Annotated in this window: 18 protein-coding genes and 1 pseudogene; 7 read left to right on the top strand and 12 right to left on the bottom strand. The window is 43.7% G+C overall.

Translation table 11 applies throughout. The features are described from left to right. Positions 1-55: 55 nt before the first annotated feature. From QL919_RS06390 to QL919_RS06380, 3 genes are all read right to left on the bottom strand, one after another. The gene (locus QL919_RS06390) at positions 56-1549 is read right to left on the bottom strand and encodes a Na+/H+ antiporter NhaC family protein (protein WP_290188741.1); all 1494 of its coding nucleotides are present in this window, start codon (positions 1547-1549) and stop codon (positions 56-58) included. A gap of 195 nt (positions 1550-1744) precedes the next feature. Then, complete coding sequence (locus tag QL919_RS06385; protein WP_290188740.1) at positions 1745-3115, bottom strand: FAD-binding oxidoreductase; 1371 nt, start codon at positions 3113-3115, stop codon at positions 1745-1747. A 1-nt stretch (position 3116) separates the two neighbouring features. Beyond that, positions 3117-4460, bottom strand: coding sequence for a glutamine synthetase family protein (locus QL919_RS06380; protein ID WP_290188739.1), 1344 nt, complete (start codon positions 4458-4460; stop codon positions 3117-3119). A gap of 463 nt (positions 4461-4923) precedes the next feature. On the opposite strand from QL919_RS06380, the gene QL919_RS06375 reads away from it, so the two are divergent. Next, entirely contained in the window at positions 4924-5664 is a 741-nt protein-coding gene (locus QL919_RS06375; protein ID WP_290188738.1) for a gamma-glutamyl-gamma-aminobutyrate hydrolase family protein, read from the top strand. Then, complete coding sequence (locus QL919_RS06370; protein WP_290188737.1) at positions 5639-6439, top strand: cupin domain-containing protein; 801 nt, start codon at positions 5639-5641, stop codon at positions 6437-6439. Before QL919_RS06375 ends, QL919_RS06370 begins: the two co-directional genes overlap by 26 nt. Positions 6440-6972: 533 nt before the next feature. On the opposite strand, the pseudogene QL919_RS06365 reads toward QL919_RS06370, so the two are convergent. From QL919_RS06365 to QL919_RS06355, 3 genes and pseudogenes are all read right to left on the bottom strand, one after another. After that, positions 6973-8094, bottom strand: a pseudogene (locus tag QL919_RS06365) (glycosyltransferase); the annotation flags it as partial. Between the two features lie 149 nt (positions 8095-8243). Further along, on the bottom strand, positions 8244-9116 hold the full coding sequence (locus tag QL919_RS06360; RefSeq protein ID WP_290188735.1) for a TIGR03915 family putative DNA repair protein: 873 nt from the start codon (positions 9114-9116) through the stop codon (positions 8244-8246). 88 nt (positions 9117-9204) lie between these two features. Continuing rightward, on the bottom strand, positions 9205-10473 hold the full coding sequence (locus QL919_RS06355) for a putative DNA modification/repair radical SAM protein (protein ID WP_290188734.1): 1269 nt from the start codon (positions 10471-10473) through the stop codon (positions 9205-9207). Positions 10474-10724: 251 nt separating this feature from the next. Between QL919_RS06355 and QL919_RS06350 the strand changes: the two genes are divergently transcribed. Beyond that, positions 10725-11276, top strand: a complete 552-nt coding sequence (locus tag QL919_RS06350) for a hypothetical protein (protein ID WP_201583961.1) — start codon at positions 10725-10727, stop codon at positions 11274-11276. A gap of 323 nt (positions 11277-11599) precedes the next feature. Here QL919_RS06350 and QL919_RS06345 read toward each other — a convergent pair whose 3' ends face one another. From QL919_RS06345 to carA, 4 genes are all read right to left on the bottom strand, one after another. Then, positions 11600-12565 (bottom strand): hypothetical protein, encoded by a 966-nt coding sequence (locus tag QL919_RS06345; protein WP_290188733.1) that lies wholly within the window; start codon positions 12563-12565, stop codon positions 11600-11602. Positions 12566-12894: 329 nt separating this feature from the next. After that, positions 12895-13371 carry a transcription elongation factor GreA gene (greA, locus tag QL919_RS06340; protein ID WP_290188732.1) on the bottom strand — a complete coding sequence of 159 codons (477 nt, stop codon included), beginning with the start codon at positions 13369-13371 and terminating at the stop codon, positions 12895-12897. A 325-nt stretch (positions 13372-13696) separates the two neighbouring features. After that, a complete protein-coding gene (gene carB / locus QL919_RS06335; RefSeq protein WP_290188731.1) occupies positions 13697-16960 on the bottom strand; it encodes a carbamoyl-phosphate synthase large subunit in 3264 nt (1087 codons plus the stop codon). Positions 16961-17127: 167 nt separating this feature from the next. Next, the gene (carA, locus tag QL919_RS06330) at positions 17128-18360 is read right to left on the bottom strand and encodes a glutamine-hydrolyzing carbamoyl-phosphate synthase small subunit (RefSeq protein WP_290188730.1); all 1233 of its coding nucleotides are present in this window, start codon (positions 18358-18360) and stop codon (positions 17128-17130) included. A 675-nt stretch (positions 18361-19035) separates the two neighbouring features. Here carA and QL919_RS06325 point away from each other — a divergent pair. Continuing rightward, complete coding sequence (locus QL919_RS06325; protein WP_290188729.1) at positions 19036-19572, top strand: gamma carbonic anhydrase family protein; 537 nt, start codon at positions 19036-19038, stop codon at positions 19570-19572. Positions 19573-19691: 119 nt separating this feature from the next. Here the strand turns inward: QL919_RS06325 and QL919_RS06320 are convergent, their stop codons facing one another. Beyond that, positions 19692-20141, bottom strand: a complete 450-nt coding sequence (locus tag QL919_RS06320; RefSeq protein WP_290188728.1) for a hypothetical protein — start codon at positions 20139-20141, stop codon at positions 19692-19694. Between the two features lie 168 nt (positions 20142-20309). On the opposite strand from QL919_RS06320, the gene QL919_RS06315 reads away from it, so the two are divergent. The 3 genes from QL919_RS06315 to QL919_RS06305 all read left to right on the top strand — a co-directional run bounded on the left by QL919_RS06315 (position 20310) and on the right by QL919_RS06305 (position 22568). Beyond that, positions 20310-21011, top strand: coding sequence for an HAD family hydrolase (locus tag QL919_RS06315; protein ID WP_290188727.1), 702 nt, complete (start codon positions 20310-20312; stop codon positions 21009-21011). Between the two features lie 115 nt (positions 21012-21126). Then, positions 21127-22222, top strand: a protein-coding gene (prfB, locus tag QL919_RS06310) for a peptide chain release factor 2 (protein WP_290188726.1) whose coding sequence is annotated in 2 segments (ribosomal slippage) — positions 21127-21198 and positions 21200-22222 — 1095 coding nt in all. Because the reading frame shifts where the segments join, the coding sequence is not laid out codon by codon here. A 61-nt stretch (positions 22223-22283) separates the two neighbouring features. Next, entirely contained in the window at positions 22284-22568 is a 285-nt protein-coding gene (locus tag QL919_RS06305; RefSeq protein WP_290188725.1) for a pyrimidine/purine nucleoside phosphorylase, read from the top strand. 108 nt (positions 22569-22676) lie between these two features. On the opposite strand, the gene QL919_RS06300 is transcribed toward QL919_RS06305, so the two are convergent. Then, a complete protein-coding gene (locus tag QL919_RS06300; protein WP_290188724.1) occupies positions 22677-23132 on the bottom strand; it encodes a GNAT family N-acetyltransferase in 456 nt (151 codons plus the stop codon). Between the last annotated feature and the right edge of the window lie 28 nt (positions 23133-23160).

The following is a 23160-nucleotide window of genomic DNA, read 5'->3' as shown; positions in this document are numbered from 1 at the left end:
TAATTGCCCATACTCTAATCATATGATGACCATGCTCATCTATGCTAAACCATCATTACGCCATCATATAGCCCAAACCTAGGAAGGTCACGACGGACAATACTGCACCAAGCATCGCATAGGGGAACTGCGTAAAGGCATGCTGCATAGGAGAGCAACCAGCGCCCTGTGCTGCTAATAGCGATGAATCACTGAAGAAACACGCATGGCTACCAAATGATGACGCTGACAACAATGCGCCAATCATGAGTGGCGTGCTAACGCCGAGTGCCATCGATACTGGGAAGACAATTGGCATGGCCAAAACATACAAACCCCAGCTTGATGAGGTTGCAAAAGTTAGAAAAGCCATGACCGCAAAGATGACCGCAGGGAAAATGATAATCGTCATGTAGGGCGTGATAGCGTCGATGACATACATGGTCATACCAAGCTCATCATTGATTGCTTTTAAGAAAAAGCCACCAACCACAGTCGATAGTGGATAAAGCATGACTTTAAAGCCTTTAAAGATTGCCTCAACCTGTGTCTCAAAGCTCAAGATACCTTGAACCCAATAGACAACAACGGTCACAAAACAGGTCAATAGTGCCCCGCGTAACAGATCGATCTCAAAATAAACGGTTGAGATAATCAACAAAATCATTGGGAAAGCAAAGTTCATAATATTTGCTTTGAAGGACAGTTTGCGTTTTGCTTGAACGTTTGAGACCAACTGTTCTTCTACAAAGGCTTCAGGGACAGGGTTACCGGCTTTGGCGCGAGCCTCAGCTTTTTTCATTGGACCCCAATCGCCTAGAATGCCATAAGCAACCAAGAATACAATGATAAGGGCAAACCAAGCATAGGCCATAAAAGGAATGGCGCTGATATAAAGCCCAATGCCTTCACCATCTCCAGCGACGCCGTTCTCTTCTAATAGACCCGCGAAGTATACTGCCCAAGTCGAGATAGGGACGATGATGCACATCGGTGCTGCAGTTGAATCGACGATATAAGCCAGTTTTTCGCGAGAAACGTTGTAAACGTCAGTGAGCTTTTTGACTGAAGTAGATACTGCTAGACAGTTCAAATAGTCATCAATAAAAACCACCACACCCAAGGCGAAAGTGGCTAGCAATGATTGGCGACGTGACTTAATGATTTTTTGTAACCATTCACTAAACCCATCGAGACAGCCACTGATTTCAAGCAGTTGAATAAGACCGCCCATCAAACCACAAACCAAGACAATCCAGATAATGGTTTCATTACCCAGTACCATCGACATATTGTCTGCAAAAGGAGAGATTAAATCAAAAGGATTGAGCATAACAAGGCCGGCGACACAGCCTGCAATCATAGACTCAAAAGGTCGTCTAGAGACAATGGCAGTCACTAGTACCAATAATGTTGGCAGTAAAGATAAAGCACCCCAAGATTCACCTGGGTCACGGCTAGTAGATAGCCAAGCAAAAGCCAGATAGATGACGACTGCCACTATCAGTGTTAGAAATACTCGCTTGTTATGATACTGTCCTTCGACAGCATCAGTGAGTTTCATGTTCATACATACACTCCCTGTAAAACCACATTGTTTTTTTAGAACAAACTCTACTACTTGGTGTTGCGCGATAGACAGTAGCGAATCAACTCTCTATCACGCCCTATCACAACAATCCGTTGCTATGATAGGTCGATGTAACAGCCGCTTTTATAATAAAAACACGGTATTCAATGTTTATTATTCAAGCCTTTTATGTGTTTACATACCCGTGGTATCTTTGAGCGCGTACCACCATGAACCCATGACAGAGTAGGGCACTCGTAGTGCCCTGCCACCTGGGAACGGAATCCAAGGAATCTTGGCAAAGGTATCAAACTCTTTGGTTTTGCCATTGATGGCATCCGCCAGTATCTGTCCAAATAAGTGCGAACCTGTCACACCATGACCGCTGTAACCATGAGCAAAATATACGCGATCATGTAGCTTGCCCATCTGCGGTACGCGAGAAAACGACAAGGCAAAGTTGCCACTCCAGGCATAGTCGATTTTGACATCACGCAGTTCTGGGAAAATCTTATTCATGTTTGGTCGGATTTTAGCCGTGATATCCGCTGGATCTTGACCACCGTAGACTGTACCGCCGCCAAATAACATGCGCTTATCAGCAGAAAGGCGATAGTAATCAAGGATATAGCGAACATCTTCGACACAGACGTCAGTTGGTAGTAATTGGTCTGCCAAATCACCCAAAGGTTCAGTGGCGATAATCTGCGTCGATACGGGCATGACGCGATCAGTCAGCTTGGGAATGACCTTGTTAAGATAGGCATTGCCGCACAGCACCGCTTGTTTACAAGTCACGGTGCCAAATTCGGTGATGATTTTGATAGAGTCATCTGCATACTCAATATCAACCACTAAGGTGTTCTCATAAATGGTGCCGCCGCCTTGCTCGACCGCCGCTGCTTCACCAAGCGCGAGGTTCAGTGGGTGGAAATGACCACCAGAGTGATCGATAACACCGCCCACGTAGGCATCTGTTTTAATGTGCTCTTGAATGCCACGCCTATCTAACATCTCGCGGTCATGCATACCATGGCTTTCCCACAGTGCATGCGTTTCCTGCAAATCTTTTAACTGGCCATTGTTTAAAGCGGCAAAAATGTTTTTTTCTTTTAAATCACAGTCAATATTGTAATCAGCAATAAATCGGCGAATGATTTTGCCACCGCGAGTCACTAGCTGACCGACGAAGTCTGCATTTTCTTGGCCATAGGATTTTTTAATCTTTTGTAGGCTGGCGTTAAGACCATTGACAATTTGACCACCATTGCGCCCTGATGCACCCCAACCAATCTGTGCACCTTCCAATACCACGACCTCATGACTGGTCTCAATCAGATGCAGCGCAGTGGATAAGCCACTATAACCGCCACCGACCACACAAATTTCAGTTTGAATGTCATTCTTCAAGGTAGGTCTATCAGGCTTAGGATTACGGCTGGCCGCATAGTAGCTGTCAGGGTATTGGCCTTTGTCTGAATAATGCGGGATATTGCGCGTATTATTAGATGGCTTACTTGGCTGAGTGTTCTGATCGATAGGTGGCGTAGCATTGCTATTTGACATATTAGACATCCTGTAAATAGGTGAGGTATTCAAGATTGGTCACTTGCTGAGCAAAGCGCTTGGCTTCTTGCTTTTTGACAGCGATGAGCAGCTCAATCATCTCGCTTGGGAATAGAGCGTCAATGACATCGCTGCTCTCAAATTGACGAATGGCTGATAGCCAGTCTAGAGGCAAGGTTTTCAATTCTGCTTCGTTATAAGTAATACTGTTGATAGGTTCTGGCGCCTCAAGCTTGTTTTCAATACCGTACAGCATGCCAGCTAGGACAGCGCTACAGACCAGATAAGGGTTGGCATCTGCACCAGAGACACGGTGTTCGATTCGACGTGCTCTAGAGTCGCCACCAGGAATACGTACTGCTGCCGTGCGATTTTCATAACCCCATGAGACGTTATTTGGTGCCAGCGTACCTGGGGTAAAACGGCGGTATGAATTGACATGCGGTGCAAATAATAAGGTGCAATCTGACATGGTTTTTAACAAACCGGCAACGGCATGACGCAGTATGTCTGAGCCCTCATCTGACCCATCATCAAAGACATTGTTGCCCTCTTTATCAAGCAAGCTGCAATGCACGTGGAAGCCATTACCTGACTGCAGGCCAAATGGTTTTGCCATAAATGTGGCGGTTAGCTTACGGCGTGCAGCGACCGACTTGACCACTTGTTTGAATAAAATGGCGTCATCAGCAGCTTTTAAGGGGTCATCGACGTGTAATAAGTTAATCTCAAACTGACCACAACCATTTTCGGCTAAAGCGGCATCAACAGGAATATCAAGCTTTTCACATTGAGCATAAACTTCATCTAAAAACTCATCGAACTGTAATAAATCATTGATACTCAAAATCGAGGTTTTATTCAATCTCAGTCCACTTTTTGGACGAATAGGCGGTCTTGGGGTTTCGCCTTCTGTGTAGTCAACCAAATAAAACTCAAGCTCAGTGGCCATCACTGGTGTCAATCCAAGTGCTTTGAATTTTTTGCTGATGTAATCTAGAACGTGTCTGGCATCGCCGTAGTATGGTTCATTGTCTTCGGTATAAAGCCAAACGGGTAGAAGCGATGAGGGCGCACTGGTATTGAGCAATGGATAAGCGGCGCGGCCTGTAGGACGGGCAATGGCATCGATATCACCATTAGATTGCGAAGACTCAATGACGTCAGCGCCCCAAATATCGACACCTAAAATAGACAAAGGCAAGCGGATGCTACCGTTTTCTGCTTTTTTCATTAGATTAAAGGGAATACGCTTACCACGAAGTAAGCCATTAATATCACCTGCTGCAACATAGACGTACTCGGTGTTGTTTGCAGATTCGACCATTCCATTGGTTGTCATCATGTCTATTCTTCCTATGAATATTTTGCATTGCTTGGGTTGTTGAGTTGAGTCTGTTTTTACTGCTCGTTACTCTTGTTTAAATGTTCTGCGCATTACCAGCGCTTATAAAGTATTGAGTAATGGTTTTTATGGTTAATGAGTCGTTACTCGCCTCGACTGTATTTTTTTTATCATGATATGAATCACTTATGACCAATTTGCTGTAAGCGCCATAACCAAAGTCAATGTATAGGTTATGTTCTATATCTGGTTGATGACTTCCAATATATTGATGAAAACTAAAGTTGTCAATTTTTATTTAATATTATCCAAAAACAGCTGTTATTTCATCAATTTTATGATTATAAGAATATTATTGTTGTTTATAGTTTACATATATCAAAGTCTTGTGATAAATTCTAGCTATACAAAGGAGTGGCAGTCGAGACGATTTGGTCTGTCTGTTACAATTAGGAAAGATAATATGAAAAATTCTAAACCGATTATTGCCATTGTTTCTTGCCATAAGATGGTAGATGGCCAACCGTCACAAGCGGTGTATCAAAAATATATCGATGCCGTAAACTTCTATGGTGGCAATCCAATACTGCTACCAAATACGGCTGCTGATAGTGAAAACTTTGATACGTTATTGGAGATAGCAGACGGCATTTTGTTGACCGGCAGCTATAGTAATGTGGCGCCAACACGCTATGGCGCAACTCACACAGAAGCAAAAGAAGACTTGGGTCGTGATGAGCTCAGTTTTAAATTACTGGCTCATGCAGACAAGACGGACACTCCGCTATTGGCAGTGTGCCGAGGTTTACAGGAGATGAATGTCCACTTTAAGGGCACATTGCATCCTGATTGGCGTGAAGTAGAGGGATTTTATGAGCCGCATTTAGAAGACAATACGCAGCCGCTCGAGGTGCAGTATCAGCCTGTTCATGACGTTATTATTCAACCTGAGGGCAGGCTTGCTGCGTTTGGTGAAAAATGGCACGTCAACTCGTTACATAAGCAAGCCATCAATAAAGTCGGTGAGCGCTTATTTGTCGAGGCCTTGGCGCCTGATGGTTTGGTGGAAGCGATAAGTTTGTCGCAACATCCATTTATGATTGGTGTGCAATGGCATCCTGAGTTAAACTATGCACAAGATAACTTGTCCAAGTTTCTATTCACGGAATTCATTCACTATGCCAGCAAACAAAACACTGAGTAGCATTACTGAAAATACGGTAGATACAGATAATTTAACCATTAGTAGCCATGGCATCATCCTTGATGACGGCATTGACGATGACGTTAATGCTGAAGTAGATAACGGCGCTGATAATGATACTGCTGGCAACAAAGCTACTGGTATTGAATCAGAAGGTGTCTGTATTGATGGTGAGTTGATAGCATGTGACACAAAAGAGACGCCTGAAGCTGACGCGTCCGTGGAAGAAGACATCGGTAAAAAGATTAATCAGCTGCGTCTTGCCAAAGGGTATTCACAACGTAAGCTGGCTCGACTGTCAGGTCTGACCAATACCTCCATCAGCTCTATTGAGCGCAATAAGGTCAGCCCGGCGGTTAATACCCTAAAGGCAATTTTGTCAGTATTAGGCTCCGATTTGACGACATTCTTTAGTGATGAATGGAAAGAGCCAAAAGCCAGAGTGGTTGTGACGCCAAAGGACTTATTGGAACTCAGCGAAGCCAATAGCAGAGTATCGCTAAAACAAGTTTATAACTGTAGCACCACAAAGAACTTGGGTTTTTTGATTGAGACCTATCAGCCAAACAGCTCAACAGAAGAAAAAATTGCTCATGAAGGCGAAGAGATTGGTACCGTCATCGAAGGTAAGATTCTTATTCGTATCGAAGACAGCACCTATTTATTAAATCAAGGTGATAGCTATGTGATTGATACCATTCAACCGCATACTTTTATTAATCCTACCGATAGCATCACCCGTATCGTAAGCGCCCATACGCCGACGACATATTAAATCAAGGCTTTAACACATCTCGTATGAAAGCTGCGATATGAAACAGCGATTAACAATATCTAACGCTACTTCTAGTAATGGAAGTGGCGTTTTTTTTGCTTGACATGTATCACTGTTAGATCAAAAGGCTAAAAAGTAGCATCGTTATGAAGGCGTGGTCTCATTTTTATCACCATATTTAAAGTGAGGACATGGCCTAGCTATTACTTTTTGGTATTTTCCATAATCTCTGAGTCTGATGCGGCTTCTTTTTGCGATAAATCTGACTTTGAGGCAACAGGCTTTGATGTGACGGGCTTTGAAGTTACTGATTTTGACATGCTTGTTTCTGCTTTGCTTACTGCAGAGCTATCAGTCGCTTTAGGTGTTGCTACTCTCTTAGGTTTTATCTTAGTGAGTTTTACTTTGTTTGCTTTATCTGCGGGTTCGATTTTTACATAAGCAGACTCAGGGATAGAGCGAGACGCTTTTTTTAGGCTTTTATTGATTCTTTTGACGGCCGCTGCATCGGCTGCTGCCTGCTCTTCTGCAAGTGCTTCTTCGTGTAGATTCTGATAGACAGCGAGGGTTTCTTCAATCATCTCTCGCATGGTAAATTTAGTGGTGATCTCAGGACGAGTCACACTTTCTAACTGGTTTCTAACTGATTTACACAGGGCTTTGGCATTGTATTTTTTGACCAAGCCTTGTGGGTATAACGGCTGTAAAATCTCGCTAAATGCTGCTTGGTCCCAGCCAATCACCGGCGTGCCCAAATGTATCGCTTGTAAAGCATTGATGCCAATAGATTCAGGCTCGTTGGCAAGCGCCATCACAATGTTGGCGGCTGACAGCCACTCGCGCATGTCATTGCGTTTGCTACCGACATAAGTGATGCGCTCAGACAGTCCAAGCGTGTTGCTACGTTGGCGAAAGTCTTCATGCGCAACATCACCTTCGCGGTAATCTTCATCCATAATAATCACGTGAATATTGGGAAACTGCTCTTGTAGATTTCCCAAAATATCAATCAGCCATTCTTGACCATATTCATTGCCGATGATGGTTGGAAAAACCAGCCATTTTTTATGCTCAAGTTCAGGATACTCTGCAAAAGTATGCCGCAGCCAATAGACTGAGGGGTTATGACGATAGGGATAGCGGCGAGTATCGACACCGCGATAAATGCGTTTAATCACTTTGGGGCCTGCTTCCTCACGGCGCAGTCCCTTTTTTAGATAGTTGGTGACACTATCGGACACGGTGATAATGGTGTCGACATCGAGCAGTGCTTGCGAATACTTATTAATCGGATAGAAGCCATACATGGTGGAGACCAGTTTTGGCATACGCTTGACGCGAGTACGGCGCAAAGCGAGATGTAATATCCAGGCAGGCGTGCGCGAGTGAATATGAATCACATCAGGGTTGTATTTTTCGATCAAACGGCGCAGGGATGCGACGTGTAGCAATGATAACCATGATTTTTTATTCATATAAAGCCGATGGTATATATTGCCATCACGCTTGAGGCGTTTGACCAAATCGTTGTCTTCATCGGCACTCGAGACAATAATAGAGGTATGCTCATTTTTCACCAATGCGCGCCCAAGATGAAAAATACCGCGCTCGGATTCATCATGCTTTAAGGACGACAGTAAGCGCATAACTATCATAATAAGGTTGGCCACCAATTAATATATCAAGTTGCTATTGTCAGTTAAAAGCGCTAAAAACTCAACCACGAAGGCTCATTAGCGGTAACAAATAATGTTGGCAGAGATTTTTTTATCACCGCAGGCACTATAAAGTCTTTAATGAAAGGTCAGCGCCGTTTTTGCAGATGCTCAGCATTTGGCAGCACTTGCTTTTCACTGAGGTATTTCCAGTACCGCTGCGGTAAATATTGCTTATGCAAACGCGGATTTTTACGCTCTTTGATATTGACGTTGGCAAAATATCCTTGCCAGAATTTTTGATAGCGCTGTTCGTCCTCACTATGAATGCTGGCAGGATTACGAAGGACGGCATCATCCAGGTCGGTGATGGTTTGCAAAGCAGCAGGACACGACGATGTGCTCTGGCTTTTATCATAATAAATACCATAACCGCGTGCTAAATCATAAATCGCCCAGTGTTGGTCTTGGTAGCGCTGACGAAAATGCTCACCAATCAATGGCAATACATTAAAGTCAGGCTCAACGCGGGCAAAGTAAATGTCATCAGTGGTATGTTCAAACCGCACAAAAGCTTCCATACGATGCTTCTCACGACCGACAGACTTTACCGTCTGTACCAACTCCAGCACATCTAGATTACCTAAGTCTTGCATAATATGGCGGCTAGGGTAGTCGATAGCATATTTAGCTACCTGAAATAAAGTCGTGCCGATATTGTCTTTCTCAGATAAAAACCCCCAAAGTAAGTTACGCATACCTGAGCGACCTAATAGCTTATTTAACTTTATCAGTACACGTTCGGCTTTATCTTCATCCGTTTCAACGCTCGTCGCCTCAGCTATTAGTGAGGGTACATAACAGTCCTGAGCGGTCAGTTGTAATGCTTCATCGTCTTGTAACCTGTTTTCATAAATGTAAAATACAGCGCTCAGCCAACCCTCAAAACTTGGCTCATAAAGCACAATGCTAGGCGTTAATTGACCGACAGAATACGTTGTGTGTTGGGCAAGTTGCGACATCGTCTATCCTAAGATAACTCTAAAATGTTATAGATAATTTAAAGATGATTTTTCTAAACATCTATCTAAAACGTTGATGTAAAGGGTTTTAGAACAACGCCAACTGTCCACTACGCTGATCTTTATATTTCGTCTGCGTTTGTGCCAGCACGTATTGACGGAAGTTATCACGGGTTAAATGAGACAGATGCTCGTTTTTACCTGTAGTAGCGATGAAATATTTGGCGCGATTGACCGCAGCACCCATCTTTTTCAAATGATAAAGCGTCAACTGATTGAACTTACGTGCTTTTACTATTTTTTTAGCCGTTTTAGTACCGATGCCTGGGATACGTACAATCATCTCGTAGCTCGCCGTTTGAATATTGACGGGGAAGTGCTCGCGATGACGAATGGCCCAAGCCAGTTTTGGATCACAGTCCAAATCTAAAAAGGGTGCTTCTGGTTCCACAATTTCATGAGCACCAAAACCATAAAAACGCATTAACCAATCCGCTTGATACAAACGGTTTTCACGTATCATCGGCACAGGCGTGCCAATCGCTGGCAGACGACTATCAGACAACATCGGCACGTAACCAGAGTAATAGACACGCTTGAGATCATACTGTTTATAGAAGTGACTCGATAGCTGAATCACCTGCAAGTCGGTCTCATTGCTAGCACCAACAATCATCTGGCTGGTTTGACCAGCTGGGGTGAATTTTGGTGCTTTTTTATGCGTTTTACGGCTTTCACGGATGGTAATTATTTCCTCTCTTACCGTCTCCATCGGTGCTTTTAATTGCTCATGCGACTTTTCTGGTGCGAGCAAAGCAAGTCCAGACTTAGTGGGAATCTCGATATTGACGCTGAGACGGTCTGCATAAAGCCCAGCTTCTAACAGCAATTCTTTTGAAGCACCGGGGATGGTCTTTAGATGAATATAACCATTGAAGCGCTCACGAGTACGCAATATCTTAGCGACCTCGACCAGTCGCTCCATCGTGTAGTTGCCACTTTTAAAGATGCCTGAGCTGAGAAATAATCCTTCGATATAGTTACGACGATAAAACTGCATGGTTAGATCGACCACTTCCTCGACACTAAAAGCGGCACGCGGCGTGTCATTGCTTTTACGTGAGGTACAGTACACGCAGTCATAAATACAGTGATTGGTCAGCAAGATTTTCAGCAAGCTAACGCAGCGACCATCTTCGGTATAGCTGTGACAGATACCCGTTGCGGAGGCGTCACCGAGGCCACCTCCTTGGTTTTTGCGAGTGCCAGCAGAGGATGAGCAAGAGACATCATACTTAGCAGCGTCCGCTAAGATATTAAGCTTGCCTTGGAGTCGTTCATAATTGATGGTTGCCATAAGTGGTAGTTACCAATGAATTAATGAAAGACTATTTTATCAAATTTGCAGTTAAGTCATTGTATTTATAGGATAATTTATAAAACAACACGACAGATAGTGTCGTACTGTGAATATGTAATATGGTAAACAGTGGCTTCGCATTTATTCAGAAGCTAAGCTTTGTCGCTTCATCCATAAGCCACTTTTCTAGTAGCCATTCTAACCTTGAGTCTATAAACTCATAGGACTAAAATTTTAAAGAAAACCTCATGCTTAAGAAATTTAAAGAAAAATCAGCATCTCAAAAGTTCGATACGTTTCTAAATGTCTCTTTTATCTCTTTTTTCATTGTACTCAATTTTTTGGAATGGCAGGGTAGAGGTTTTCCGCAAGCGTCGGAGCTCCAATATACTAAGGGTATCATCACTGATACGGGGTTTAGTATAGCCTTACAATCTATCGAAAATCCCAAGAAAATAACGCTTTATGGCTGTAGCTATAATGTATTTGGGTTTATTAACTCTGGGTCATGTATGGGTCCTACATACCTTGAACCTAGGCTTGGTAAGTACGCAAGAGTCGGTTGGTACCATCAGCCTAGTTTTTTAGGCGCATCGAATAAGTTACCGCAATTAGTCGTTTTGGAAGTTGAGGGAGGAGAGGAGGATCTGCAAATAACTTACGAAGATACCAAAAGTTTAGTTTTCAATCAAAACATGATAAGAGTGCTTACTACCTCAATCTTTGGTTTTGGTTTTATCTTTTTTATGACAAAACTCAATAATCTCATCAATAGACCAATTCTATATAAAGAAAAATGATATTTTCTAAAAGCTCAGCTATTTCTGCCATTGTATCAAGCAGTTATATCTTAAGCTTAAAGTAGCGTTTTATAGTCAAAATATCCTAAAAACGCTAAGGTATTGCTGATATTAATTTTTTGTAGCCTCTGTCTGCGCAGGCACAGCAAGCAAGAAAAATTGATATCAGCAGCGCGTGATGTATCGATATTACTTTTCACTGACTACACCATATTCATGAGCAAACCGCCGGCACAAAAAAAAGGTCTTGTGGACTAAATACTTAGCCCACAAGACCTTTTATTAACTTTAATATTTTTTGAGTTTCAACCTCAGCTTTATTTTTATTGAACCTTGGCGCGTATGACCACAGTCTGTGCCGCATTGGCATCAAGATTGACTAGGTTCCATTTTAGTCCAGAGTAGTTTTCTTTGATAACCACAGTATTACCAACTTGCTGGATGGTTTGATAGCTGTCACCGCCCGTAGTCGCAAGCGTTGGTAATGGACTGTTTAGTGACACCAGCTGTACGCCATTCGGCAGTGACACCATTGCATTGATGTCATTGACTGGCTGCGCGGTAGTATTGGTATAAGTGGTGTGGTATTCGATGACGTCACCTGGGGCGATATGGTTGGCCGGCACCGCCATTTCACGACCGTCTTTATTTTTTAATATCTTCATCACTTTGGTTTGCGCCTGCACGACATCTGGGGTGCTAAAGGTCGGGGTCAACTGCAAGGTCTCTAAAGAGGTAGATACGATTTGATTGGCGACAGGTTGATTGTTAACAGGCTGATTAGTGATTACTGTCGTCGCTGGTGTGTTTATGACTGGCAACTGAGACGCAGAGGCGACAGGTAGCACATGAGTGGTAGCAGTATTAATAGTATTGGTGCTAATTGGCGTCGTAATGACATCGACTTTAGAGACGGTATTGGTCGCTCTATCGGTCACAGGCACACTGGTGACAGTCGTGCTGCCTTGCGTCACAACAGTGTTATTGCCACTTTGTCGAATGACATAGCGTGGTACAGTGGTCACTTGAGTCACGGCATACGGCATACCATCTTGCATCGTAATGCCGTTTGGCGTTGCAGTAATGGTCGCGGTTTTACCATCAGAATATTGCTCAACAACGGTAGTGCTACCATTAGCAGATGAGTTGATGGTCACTTCAGGCGCGGCATGTACTGAAGAGGCGGCAAATAGTGCACCGGTCAAAAACAAAGAGACAGCCGTGGCTATTGATGTTTTTTGAATGACTGTTTTTTTAGCAGTAACAATAGATATCGATGTTAAGGTCATAAAAGACTCCTTTAAAATAACAGTAAATGTGGCAGTTGCAAAAAATAAAAAGCAGCAAAAAATAATGCCTAAACAAGCAAAACCCCCGTTAAATGACACGGTAAGGCATGCCAAATAACGAGGGTATTGAGTATTGATGACAGTTAAGTGTAACTATCACGCCGTCATTATTTTTAGTCGAAGTACATAAAAACTGTGCTTCGCGCTTTAGTCTTTAACGATTATGCGTCAAAACAAATTGACTATAAAAGTGACATTGTGTAACTGTTATAGAGAAATGCTTTTATAACACTTATTTTTTATAAAAACGCGCAGAAAAGTCTGTCATATTAGTCGTAAATAACTTTCATCACTTCGTATTCGACCATGCCTTTTGGCGTTTCTATGCGGGCTTCATCGCCTTCAAACTTACCGATAAGACCACGAGCGATAGGTGAGTTGACCGAGATTTTACCCGCTTTAAAGTCCGCTTCGTCGTCACCAACGATTTGGTAGCGCTTTTCTTCTTCAGTGTCCATGTTTTCGATAACCACGCTCACACCGAATACCACACGACCATCTTTTGGTAGCGTGGCAGGGTCAATCACTTGCGCAGCGCCAAGTTTGGCTTCGATATCACGAATACGCGCTTCACAAAAGCCTTGTTGCTCACGAGCAGCATGATATTCAGCATTTTCTTTTAAGTCGCCATGTTCACGAGCTTCAGCGATAGAAGCGGTGATGCGTGGGCGGTCGACACTTTTTAGCTGTTTTAATTCGGCTTCTAAAGCCGCGTGTCCTTGCGGAGTCATGGGGTAACGTTGCATGTTTATTTTCCTTAAACCAATAACACCACACCATCTCATAGTGAGATGGTGTCAGTGTTGTTGCAATGGGTATTAAATATAAAAAAGAGTAATGGTTAAGACTGCGTAACCCGTAAGTGGAGCATCATTTATGAGCGTCTCTCATCTCAATGGCAGAGTAGTCGCACTTAAGCTTACGTAATAAAAAGCATAGTCGCAGTTTAGCCACTATGCTTTTTAGGTCTATCATTTTAAAGATGTTGTCTTCGAGCATTATTTGATATAAACATACAATGCTCAAATAGGCTTTTAGGCAAGCCTAACGGTTATGCTTAATCTACTGAAGTTATTCGACCAAGTCAATAGGCTTTGCTTGCTCATGCAAATCTTGTAGCTTATACACATCAAACGGTAAGTCGATGGCATAAGATTTACAGACTGCATCTGCAGCACCTAAAGTAGTCACGTAGAATACTTTGCCTTGTAGGGCACTACGGCGGATAGAGAATGAATCCTCTTGCGCCTGTTTGCCCTCAGTTGTGTTAATAATAAGGTCGATTTTACCATTTTTCAAGGCATCGACAATATGTGGGCGACCTTCGGTGACTTTGTTGATTTGTTTACACTCAATACCGTTATCGCTGAGGACTTTTTGCGTGCCAGTGGTGGCGACGATGTTAAAGCCATAATCGATAAGCTGACGGGCGATAGGAGCAACTTGCTCTTTATCGCTATCACGTACTGAGATAAAGACAGTCTTAGTCTCGCCTTCGGTTGGCAGACCAGGCAAGCGCTCATTACTACCGATCACCGCTTTGTAGAACGCTTCGCCAAAGGTTTTACCCACGCCCATGACCTCGCCCGTTGATTTCATCTCAGGGCTCAAGATAGGGTCGACACCAGGGAATTTAGCAAATGGGAATACCGCTTCTTTTACCGCAAAAAATGCAGGGACGATTTCAGTGGTAAAGCCTTGGTCTTTTAACGAGGTACCCGCCATACAGCGTGCTGCCACTTGCGCCAGTGACGTACCGATACATTTAGAAACGAAAGGCACGGTACGGGCTGCACGTGGATTGACCTCAAGAATATAAACGGTGTCACCTTTTACCGCGAATTGGACGTTCATCAAACCAACCACGCCAAGCTCTTTTGCCATTGCAACGGTTTGCGCGCGCATTTTATCGCAAAGCGCATCCGATAATGAGTAAGGTGGCAATGAACAGGCTGAGTCACCAGAGTGAACGCCAGCTTGTTCGATATGTTGCATGATACCGCCTATCACCACATCAGTGCCGTCGCAGACACAGTCGACATCGACTTCGATGGCATCATCTAAGAAGCGGTCAAGGAGTACAGGCGCTTCGTTTGATGCTTGTACCGCCGTGCGCAAGTAATGTCTTAACTCGTCTTCGTTATAGACGATTTCCATCGCACGACCACCGAGTACATATGATGGGCGTACAACCAGCGGATAACCAACGTCTTTTGCTTTTACCAAACCATCTTCTAAGCTCGTCGCTAAAGCATTGGTTGGTTGCACAAGATTCAATTGCTGAATCATGTGCTGGAAGCGTTCGCGGTCTTCAGCACGGTCAATCGCATCAGGGCTCGTACCGATGATTTTGACGCCAGCAGCTTCAAGAGCGCGTGCCAGTTTCAATGGCGTTTGACCACCGAACTGTACAATGACGCCATCAGGATTTTCGATACGCACAATCTCTAACACGTCTTCTAAAGTGATTGGCTCAAAATACAGACGGTCTGAGGTATCATAATCGGTTGAAACGGTTTCAGGGTTACAGTTAACCATGATGGTCTCATAACCGTCTTCGCGCATGGCAAGCGCCGCATGGACGCAGCAATAGTCAAATTCGATACCTTGACCGATACGGTTAGGGCCGCCACCGATAACCATGATTTTCTTATTATCTGTCGGATTGGCTTCACATTCGCTATCGTACGTTGAGTACATGTAAGCGGTGCTGGTGGCAAACTCTGCGGCACAAGTATCGACGCGTTTATACACTGGGTAAACGTTTAAATCCCAACGTTTTTTGCGTAGTTGCTTTTGTGAGACGCCAAGCAATTTCGCCAAACGTAAATCTGATAAGCCTTTACGCTTAAAGCTGCGTAAATTATGCTCAGTTAAACCACCAAAACCTAACGCTTTAACTTGCGCTTCGGTTTTGACGATGTCTTCGATTTGCACCAAGAACCACGGATCGATTTTGGTTAAGTTAAACACTTCATCGACGCTCATGCCGATACGGAAAGCGTCAGCAATATAATAAATGCGTTCAGGCGTTGGAATGGTTAAGCGATTGTTAATCTCGCTACGGGCTTTCTCAACGCTGACTTTTGCTAAGTCAATTTGCTCATCGAAACCATCATTGCCGGTTTCCATGCCGCGTAATGCCTTTTGCATCGATTCTTGGAAGTTGCGACCGATTGCCATCACTTCACCAACCGATTTCATCTGGGTTGATAAAACACTATCGGCTTGCGGGAACTTTTCGAAGTTAAAGCGAGGAATTTTGGTCACGACATAATCAAGCGCAGGCTCAAAGCTCGCTGGCGTTTTGCCACCCGTGATGTCATTTTGCAATTCATCTAGCGTATAACCAACGGCTAATTTTGCAGCTATTTTGGCAATCGGGAAGCCAGTGGCTTTTGATGCCAACGCTGATGAGCGTGATACGCGTGGGTTCATCTCGATGACGACCATGCGACCTGTATCAGGATTGATACCGAACTGGACGTTTGAGCCACCCGTTTCCACCCCAATCTCACGCAGTACGGCTAATGAAGCGTTACGCATGATTTGGTATTCTTTATCCGTCAAGGTTTGCGCTGGGGCAACGGTGATGGAGTCGCCAGTATGCACACCCATTGGGTCAAAGTTTTCGATCGCACAGATGATGATGCAGTTGTCGTTTTTGTCACGAACCACTTCCATCTCATATTCTTTCCAACCGATTAATGATTCATCAATCAGCAATTGATGGTTCGGTGACAAGTCAAAGCCGCGCTCACAGATTTCGATAAACTCGTCGCGGTTATAAGCGATACCGCCACCTGAGCCGCCCATGGTGAATGACGGACGAATGATACATGGGTAGCCCATTTTTTCTTGGGTCGCAAAGGCTTGTTCCATGGTCTCAGCCGTTTCAGCACGTGGGCACTCAAGGCCGATACGCTTCATGGCTTGGTCAAACAGCTCGCGGTCTTCTGCCATCTCGATTGAATCTTTGGTCGCGCCAATCAGCTCACAGTTGTATTTGGTCAGTACGCCATGCTTATCCAATTCTAGCGCACAGTTCAGCGCTGTCTGTCCGCCCATTGTTGGCAAGATAGCATCCGGACGCTCTTTGGCGATGATTTGCTCAACCGTCTGCCAAGTAATTGGCTCGATGTAAGTCGCATCAGCCATGACAGGGTCAGTCATGATGGTTGCAGGATTTGAGTTGACCAAGATGACGCGGTAGCCTTCTTCTTTTAGCGCTTTACACGCCTGCGCGCCTGAATAGTCAAACTCACATGCTTGACCGATGACGATAGGGCCTGCGCCAATGATAAGAATGCTTTTTATGTCGGTACGTTTTGGCATAGTTAGGGCTACCTTCGTTTGGGTGATATTTTGAGTAATCTATATTTTAACGATATTTAAACTGTATTCTAAGTACAGCTTATCGTGTTCGGTGTGGTGCAGCTTGAACCACTATGTGTGATTCAAGCTTTACATGGGTTTTTTACTTACGGCTAATTATTGATAACTTACGCTTTTGCCGCTGCCATCATATCGGCAAACTTATCAAACAGTGGTGCAGCATCATGCGGGCCAGGGCTGGCTTCGGGATGACCTTGGAAGCTAAAGATGGGCTTATTGATCAGCTCGATACCTTGGTTGGTACCGTCAAATAATGAGCGATGCGTAGACTTAACATTGTCAGGTAGCGTGTCTTCATCAACCGCAAAACCATGGTTTTGGCTGGTGATCATGACCGTACCAGTGGCTAAATCTTGTACTGGATGGTTGGCACCATGATGACCGGTTTTCATTTTGATGGTATTGGCACCGCTGGCAAGACCAATCAGCTGATGACCTAAGCAGATACCAAAGGTTGGGATGTCAGTTTGTTCAATGACATGGCGTACCGCGTCGATAGCGTAATCACAAGCCGCAGGGTCGCCAGGACCGTTTGATAAGAAAATGCCATCTGGATTTAACGCCAGCACATCTGCGATAGGCGTTTGCGCTGGTACCACTGTCACATGGCAGCCGCGGTCTACGAGCATACGTAGGATATTGGTTTTGCTACCGAAGTCATAAGCGACGACATTGAATTTCTTTTCGATATGAGTGCCAAGCTGCTTAAAGAAGCCGCCCGTGCCACTATCATGGCTACCCGGCGCGTCACGATTGAGTAGGGTATCTGACAAATCCCAGCTACCGGCGGTCCATTCAAAGGTCGTTGGCGTACAGCATTCTTTTGCCAAATCCATACCTTTGATACCGGCGAACGCTTGCGCCAGTTTGATGGCTTGTTGCTCGTCATCGCTGCTGATAGTTTCACCATTGGAGGCGGTCATGATGCAACCGTTCTGCGCACCTTTATCACGTAGTAGGCGAGTCAGTTGGCGTGTGTCAATTTCAGCGATGGCGACTGTCTCATGGTTTTGTAAGTAATCACTCAGTGATTCAGAGTTGCGGAAGTTTGAAGTCGCCATAGTCGCATCACGAATGATAAGGCCTTCTGCCCATACCTGATGTCCATTGCCTGACTCGACATCTTCAGCGTTGGTACCAGTATTGCCAATATGCGGGTAAGTAAGGGTGACCAGCTGGCGTGCATAACTTGGGTCAGTTAGGATTTCTTGGTACCCTGTCATGGCTGTATTAAATACCACTTCACCGACACGATGACCGAGGCTGCCGATACTGACACCGCGAAAAATCGTACCGTCTGCTAGTGCCAAAATTGCTTGTATTTCTGCCGATGAATTCAAGGGTTGCCTCCGCTGTTATTAGTGAGTGCCATGATGTTTTGTCGATTAAAATTTTGCCAAATAGGCTCTTATTACCATGATGTAAATGCTGCTCAATTGCGATAATAAAAGGGCTTTACACAAAAATTTTCCACAAAAAAGCGAGAAGACATTATCGATGGAAACTACAAAACTCACTAGATAGTGAATAGGTAACTTGCATCATGTCCGCTCGCTTAGGCACAGATTTTGCGCATTATATACAATATACTCGCAGATAGCTAGCCGAATTTGGGTTGGCATCAAGGATGATGTCAGCGGTAACAGATACTCGCTTGGAATCTGTGAAAATGTACACAGTATAACGCCAGCTAACAACGACCTATTGGTTGACTGAATACTTATTGTTTTATCATTGCTCATTTCATCAGTAAGCACATTGAAAGAAATTATTAATAGCCTAAGCAAAATTTAGTATTCGTTTTCATCACCATTTAAAATGAAGAAATACTTAGTATTAATAGCACTGGATTTTAGTGAATGGCTTTGCCACAATGGACAGCGTTAGTGAGCAGTGTTATTTACACCGAATGCTATTTGGCAATAATATCAAAAGCGCTAAGAATCAGTTGCTATCTGTCACTTTGAAATAATAATTAACAACATATATAACAACGAATAAAACAAGGAATCGTTATGATTTACCAGTATTTAAAAAAAACGCCAGAGTTTGCAGTCCCATTTAATGGTTGGGTCGCTGATACCGCACGAGTGATAGGCGATGTGTATTTAGGCCATCAAGCCAGCGTTTGGTTTGGCGCAGTGATTCGCGGTGATAATGAGCGTATCCATATTGGTGATTATAGTAATGTGCAAGAAAACAGCGTGATTCATACCGATGCAGGTATTGAGGTTAAAATCGGTGATTACGTCACGATTGGACATTTAGCGATGCTGCATGGCTGCGAAATCGGTGATAATAGCTTGGTTGGTATTGGCGCGGTAGTGCTGAATAATGCCAAAATTGGCAAGAACTGTATCATTGGTGCCAAAGCATTGGTCACCGAAGGTAAAGAAATCCCAGACAATTCATTGGTGATGGGCGCTCCTGCAAAAGTGGTCAAAACTTTGACAGATGAGCAGGCGGCGATGCTAAAACTGTCAGCAATGCACTATGCGGAACGTTGTCAGAAGTTTAAAACAGGTTTAACAGAAATAGCCATGCCGGATTAATAAGGGTAGAAGGTATTACTGCTAGTAGGTTTAATCATTGGTAAATATCATTAGACGATACGATACGATATCGATGCGCTATTGCTATCAAAGCACCATCAGTGCCTCATAAATTCGTTTTATATCATTATCATCATAACCAGCCAGATAATAGCAAAAATAATAATACCAACAATCAGTCCACGAAAGACATCATGGCGTATGGAGTAATCATTAAGGTAAGCGTTGTCATTACTGGTGTCGTCGCCATTTAAGGCATTGATGCTTTCAGCACCGGCGCTTTTGCCGACGATAAACCCTATTAATGCACCTAATACCAACATAAATGGGGTAAATAACCAAAAAATCTCGCCATTACCAAAACCTGCTATTGAGCGGATAATAACAATGGCAAAGTCAATAAGTAAACCGCCAAAGCCATACAAGAGAGCGGTTAACAGCGCATAAAAAATACGGTCGAGAGGGGATTGATAACGCTCACCCAACTGACGCCGTCTAATCTCTTTGATTGAGCGAGCAGGACGACGTGGTTTTTTCGATGGCTGACGGTTGTTACTGGGCGATCTCATACGGTTCTCTTGTCTCTTGCTATCTAATTAGGCGCGCTAAAGAGCTTAAGCTACCATAAATTTGGCGGCTAAACAGTAAAATTATCGAACGTAAGATTTTTGGTTTCATCCCATTATTTATTCAATTTCAAACATATAATTTTTCATAAACATTTAGAAGGTCTTACTATGCAGGCGGCTCACAAACAAAACTCTCCAAAAGAGTTGGCACTTTTTGATTTAGACCATACTTTGCTCGACGTCGATAGCGATTACCTATGGGGTGAGTATATCGTCAAGCATAATCTGGTTGACGAAGCTGAATATCGCACCGCCAATCAAAAGTTTTATCAGGATTATATCGAAGGTACGCTCGATGCGACCGAATACAATGAGTTTGTCGCGCAGTTTTTGAGCAGTTTACCGATGGACAGGCTGCATGAGCTACGCGAAGACTATATTAAGACAGAAATCGAGCCACACATTCGCCCAAAAGCCATGGAGGTGCTTTGTCATCACGTCGAGAAAGGGCATGAAGTGGTGATTATTTCTGCCACCAACAACTTTGTGGTATCTGCCATTGCCAAGCGTTTCGGTATTGAAGATGCCAATGTGCTCTCGACGCCGCTTGAAGTTCAAAATGAGCGCTATACTGGCAAATTAACGGATAAGCCTAACTTTAAAGAAGGTAAGATTTATCATCTCAATAAGTGGATAGATAAGCGAAAATCAGCGGGTATTGATTTTGATAAAACTTATGCCTACTCTGATTCTAAAAATGACATTCCATTACTCGAGTGGGCAGATGTGGCTATTTGCGTGTCACCCGATGATGCGCTACATGCGCACGCGCTCGCTCATCGTTGGGCAGTAGAGGATTGGTCAATCTAAGTGGCTTAAAGATTTTTAATATAAGGTAGTACCAATTAACCAACTATTTATTGCCAATCTCATTTAAAATAGCGCCATATCAGTAAGATATTTATTTAAAAAGACAGGAATACTTATGGAAATTAATCCGTATCAAGAACAAATCAAAGATTTATCTGAGCGTGGGCAGGACCTTCGGAGGTATCTTTGACTTCGATGGTAAGCAAGAACGCCTAGAGGAAGTCAATTTAGAGTTAGAGAACCCCGAGTTATGGAATGATCCAGAGCGTGCAACCAAGATTAATAAAGAAAAAAGCCAGCTTGATGGCGTCATTGATGTCGTAGTTTCGCTTGAAACAACTTTAGCAGATGCCGCTGCCATGCTAGAGCTGGCGGTAGAAGCAGAGGACGAATCATTGCTTGCTGATGTGCAAGCAGAGCTCGACAATGCAGAGAAGCGCGTTGCGGATTTAGAGTTCCGTCGTATGTTTAGTGGCGAGATGGATCCAAACAATTGCTACTTGGATATCCAGTCAGGCAGTGGTGGCACAGAAGCGCAAGATTGGGCTGAAATGCTACTGCGTATGTACACGCGCTGGGCAGAGTCTCATGGCTTTAAGGTTGACGTCATTGAAGTGTCTTCTGGTAGCGTTGCTGGAATTAAATCGGCAACGATTGAGATTAAGGGTGATTATGCGTTTGGTTGGTTACGTACCGAAATTGGCGTGCATCGCTTAGTGCGTAAGTCACCATTTGATAGCAATAATGGTCGTCATACTTCGTTTGCTGCTGTTTTTGTGTCGCCTGAAATCGATGATAACGTCGAGATTGATATCAATCCAGCCGATTTGCGTATCGATACTTACCGCTCATCAGGCGCGGGTGGTCAGCACGTGAACACCACCGATTCCGCCGTACGTATCACCCACCAACCAAGTGGCGTGGTGGTCACTTGTCAGAACGAGCGTAGCCAACATGGAAACAAAGCGACAGCGATGAAAATGCTCCGTGCTAAGTTATATGAGCTTGAGATGCAAAAACGGATGGAGTCGCAACAAGCAGTCGAAGATGGTAAATCTGATGTCGGTTGGGGCAGTCAAATCCGCTCTTATGTACTCGATGACTCGCGCATTAAAGACTTGCGTACGGGTGTTGAAACCTTTAACACCGGTGCGGTGCTAGATGGTGACCTCGATCAGTTTATTGAAGCAAGTTTGAAAGCAGGATTGTAAGCAGCCGTTTTAAATAAGCAGCCGTTTTAAAATAGTAACTAATATTTAATTAAGGAAAATTATGCCAAGCGTTAATAATTATTTTGATGATAAAGTGACTTCTATTGCCTTTCAAACGGCTACCAAGCCTGCGACTGTCGGTGTCATGAGCATTGGTGAGTATGAGTTTGGTACCAGCGAATTTGAAACCATGAGCGTAGTGAGTGGTGCGTTAACCGTTACGTTGCCAGAAAGTAATGAGTGGCAAACCTTTAATGCTGGCGAGCAATTTACTGTTGAAGCCAATCAAAAGTTTCAAGTAAAAGTGGAAGTAGAAACGGCTTATTTATGTGTGTATGGTCAATAATCGTTTTTAGATACTTAGTAGAATAATCAACGCCAAGTGTTTAATGCTTGGCGTTTTTTTATGGCTGTCTTTTGAGATAAGTCTGGTTCATAAAATATTTGGTAACCGTTATAGGTTTTTACGATACTGTACCATATCAGTTTGGGTAGCAATTACATCATAGAGTTTGCGCGCGGTGGTATTGCCTTCTTGCGTTGTCCAATAAACACGATTACAGTTTTGCTCATTGGCAAACTCATACACCTGTTCAATCAGTGCGCGTCCCACGCCTTGACCGCGCACCGCTTCACTAACGTACAAGTCTTCTAAGTAACAACATTCAGTGGTATTCCAAGTATTAGGATGTAGCACCACATGCGTGATACCTACCAACGTGTCATCTTGCCACGCACCAAAGCCATAAATCGGTGCGTTATTATCAAGCAAGTTGTGCCACGTCGATTCTGTCGTACTTGCTGGCAAGCTGGTTTCATAAAATGCGAGATAGCGCTGCCACAATTTTAACCAACTATCGTAATCAGTATTGGATAATGCAGCGGTTTTTATCGAAAGATTATTGTTCATATCTGGCTCACTTCTGATGGATATTTAA

The organism is Psychrobacter sp. APC 3426, assembly GCF_030408035.1.
Classification (GTDB): domain Bacteria; phylum Pseudomonadota; class Gammaproteobacteria; order Pseudomonadales; family Moraxellaceae; genus Psychrobacter.
Note: the sequence above shows the minus strand (reverse complement) of the source record. Positions and strands in the feature narration are given on the sequence as shown.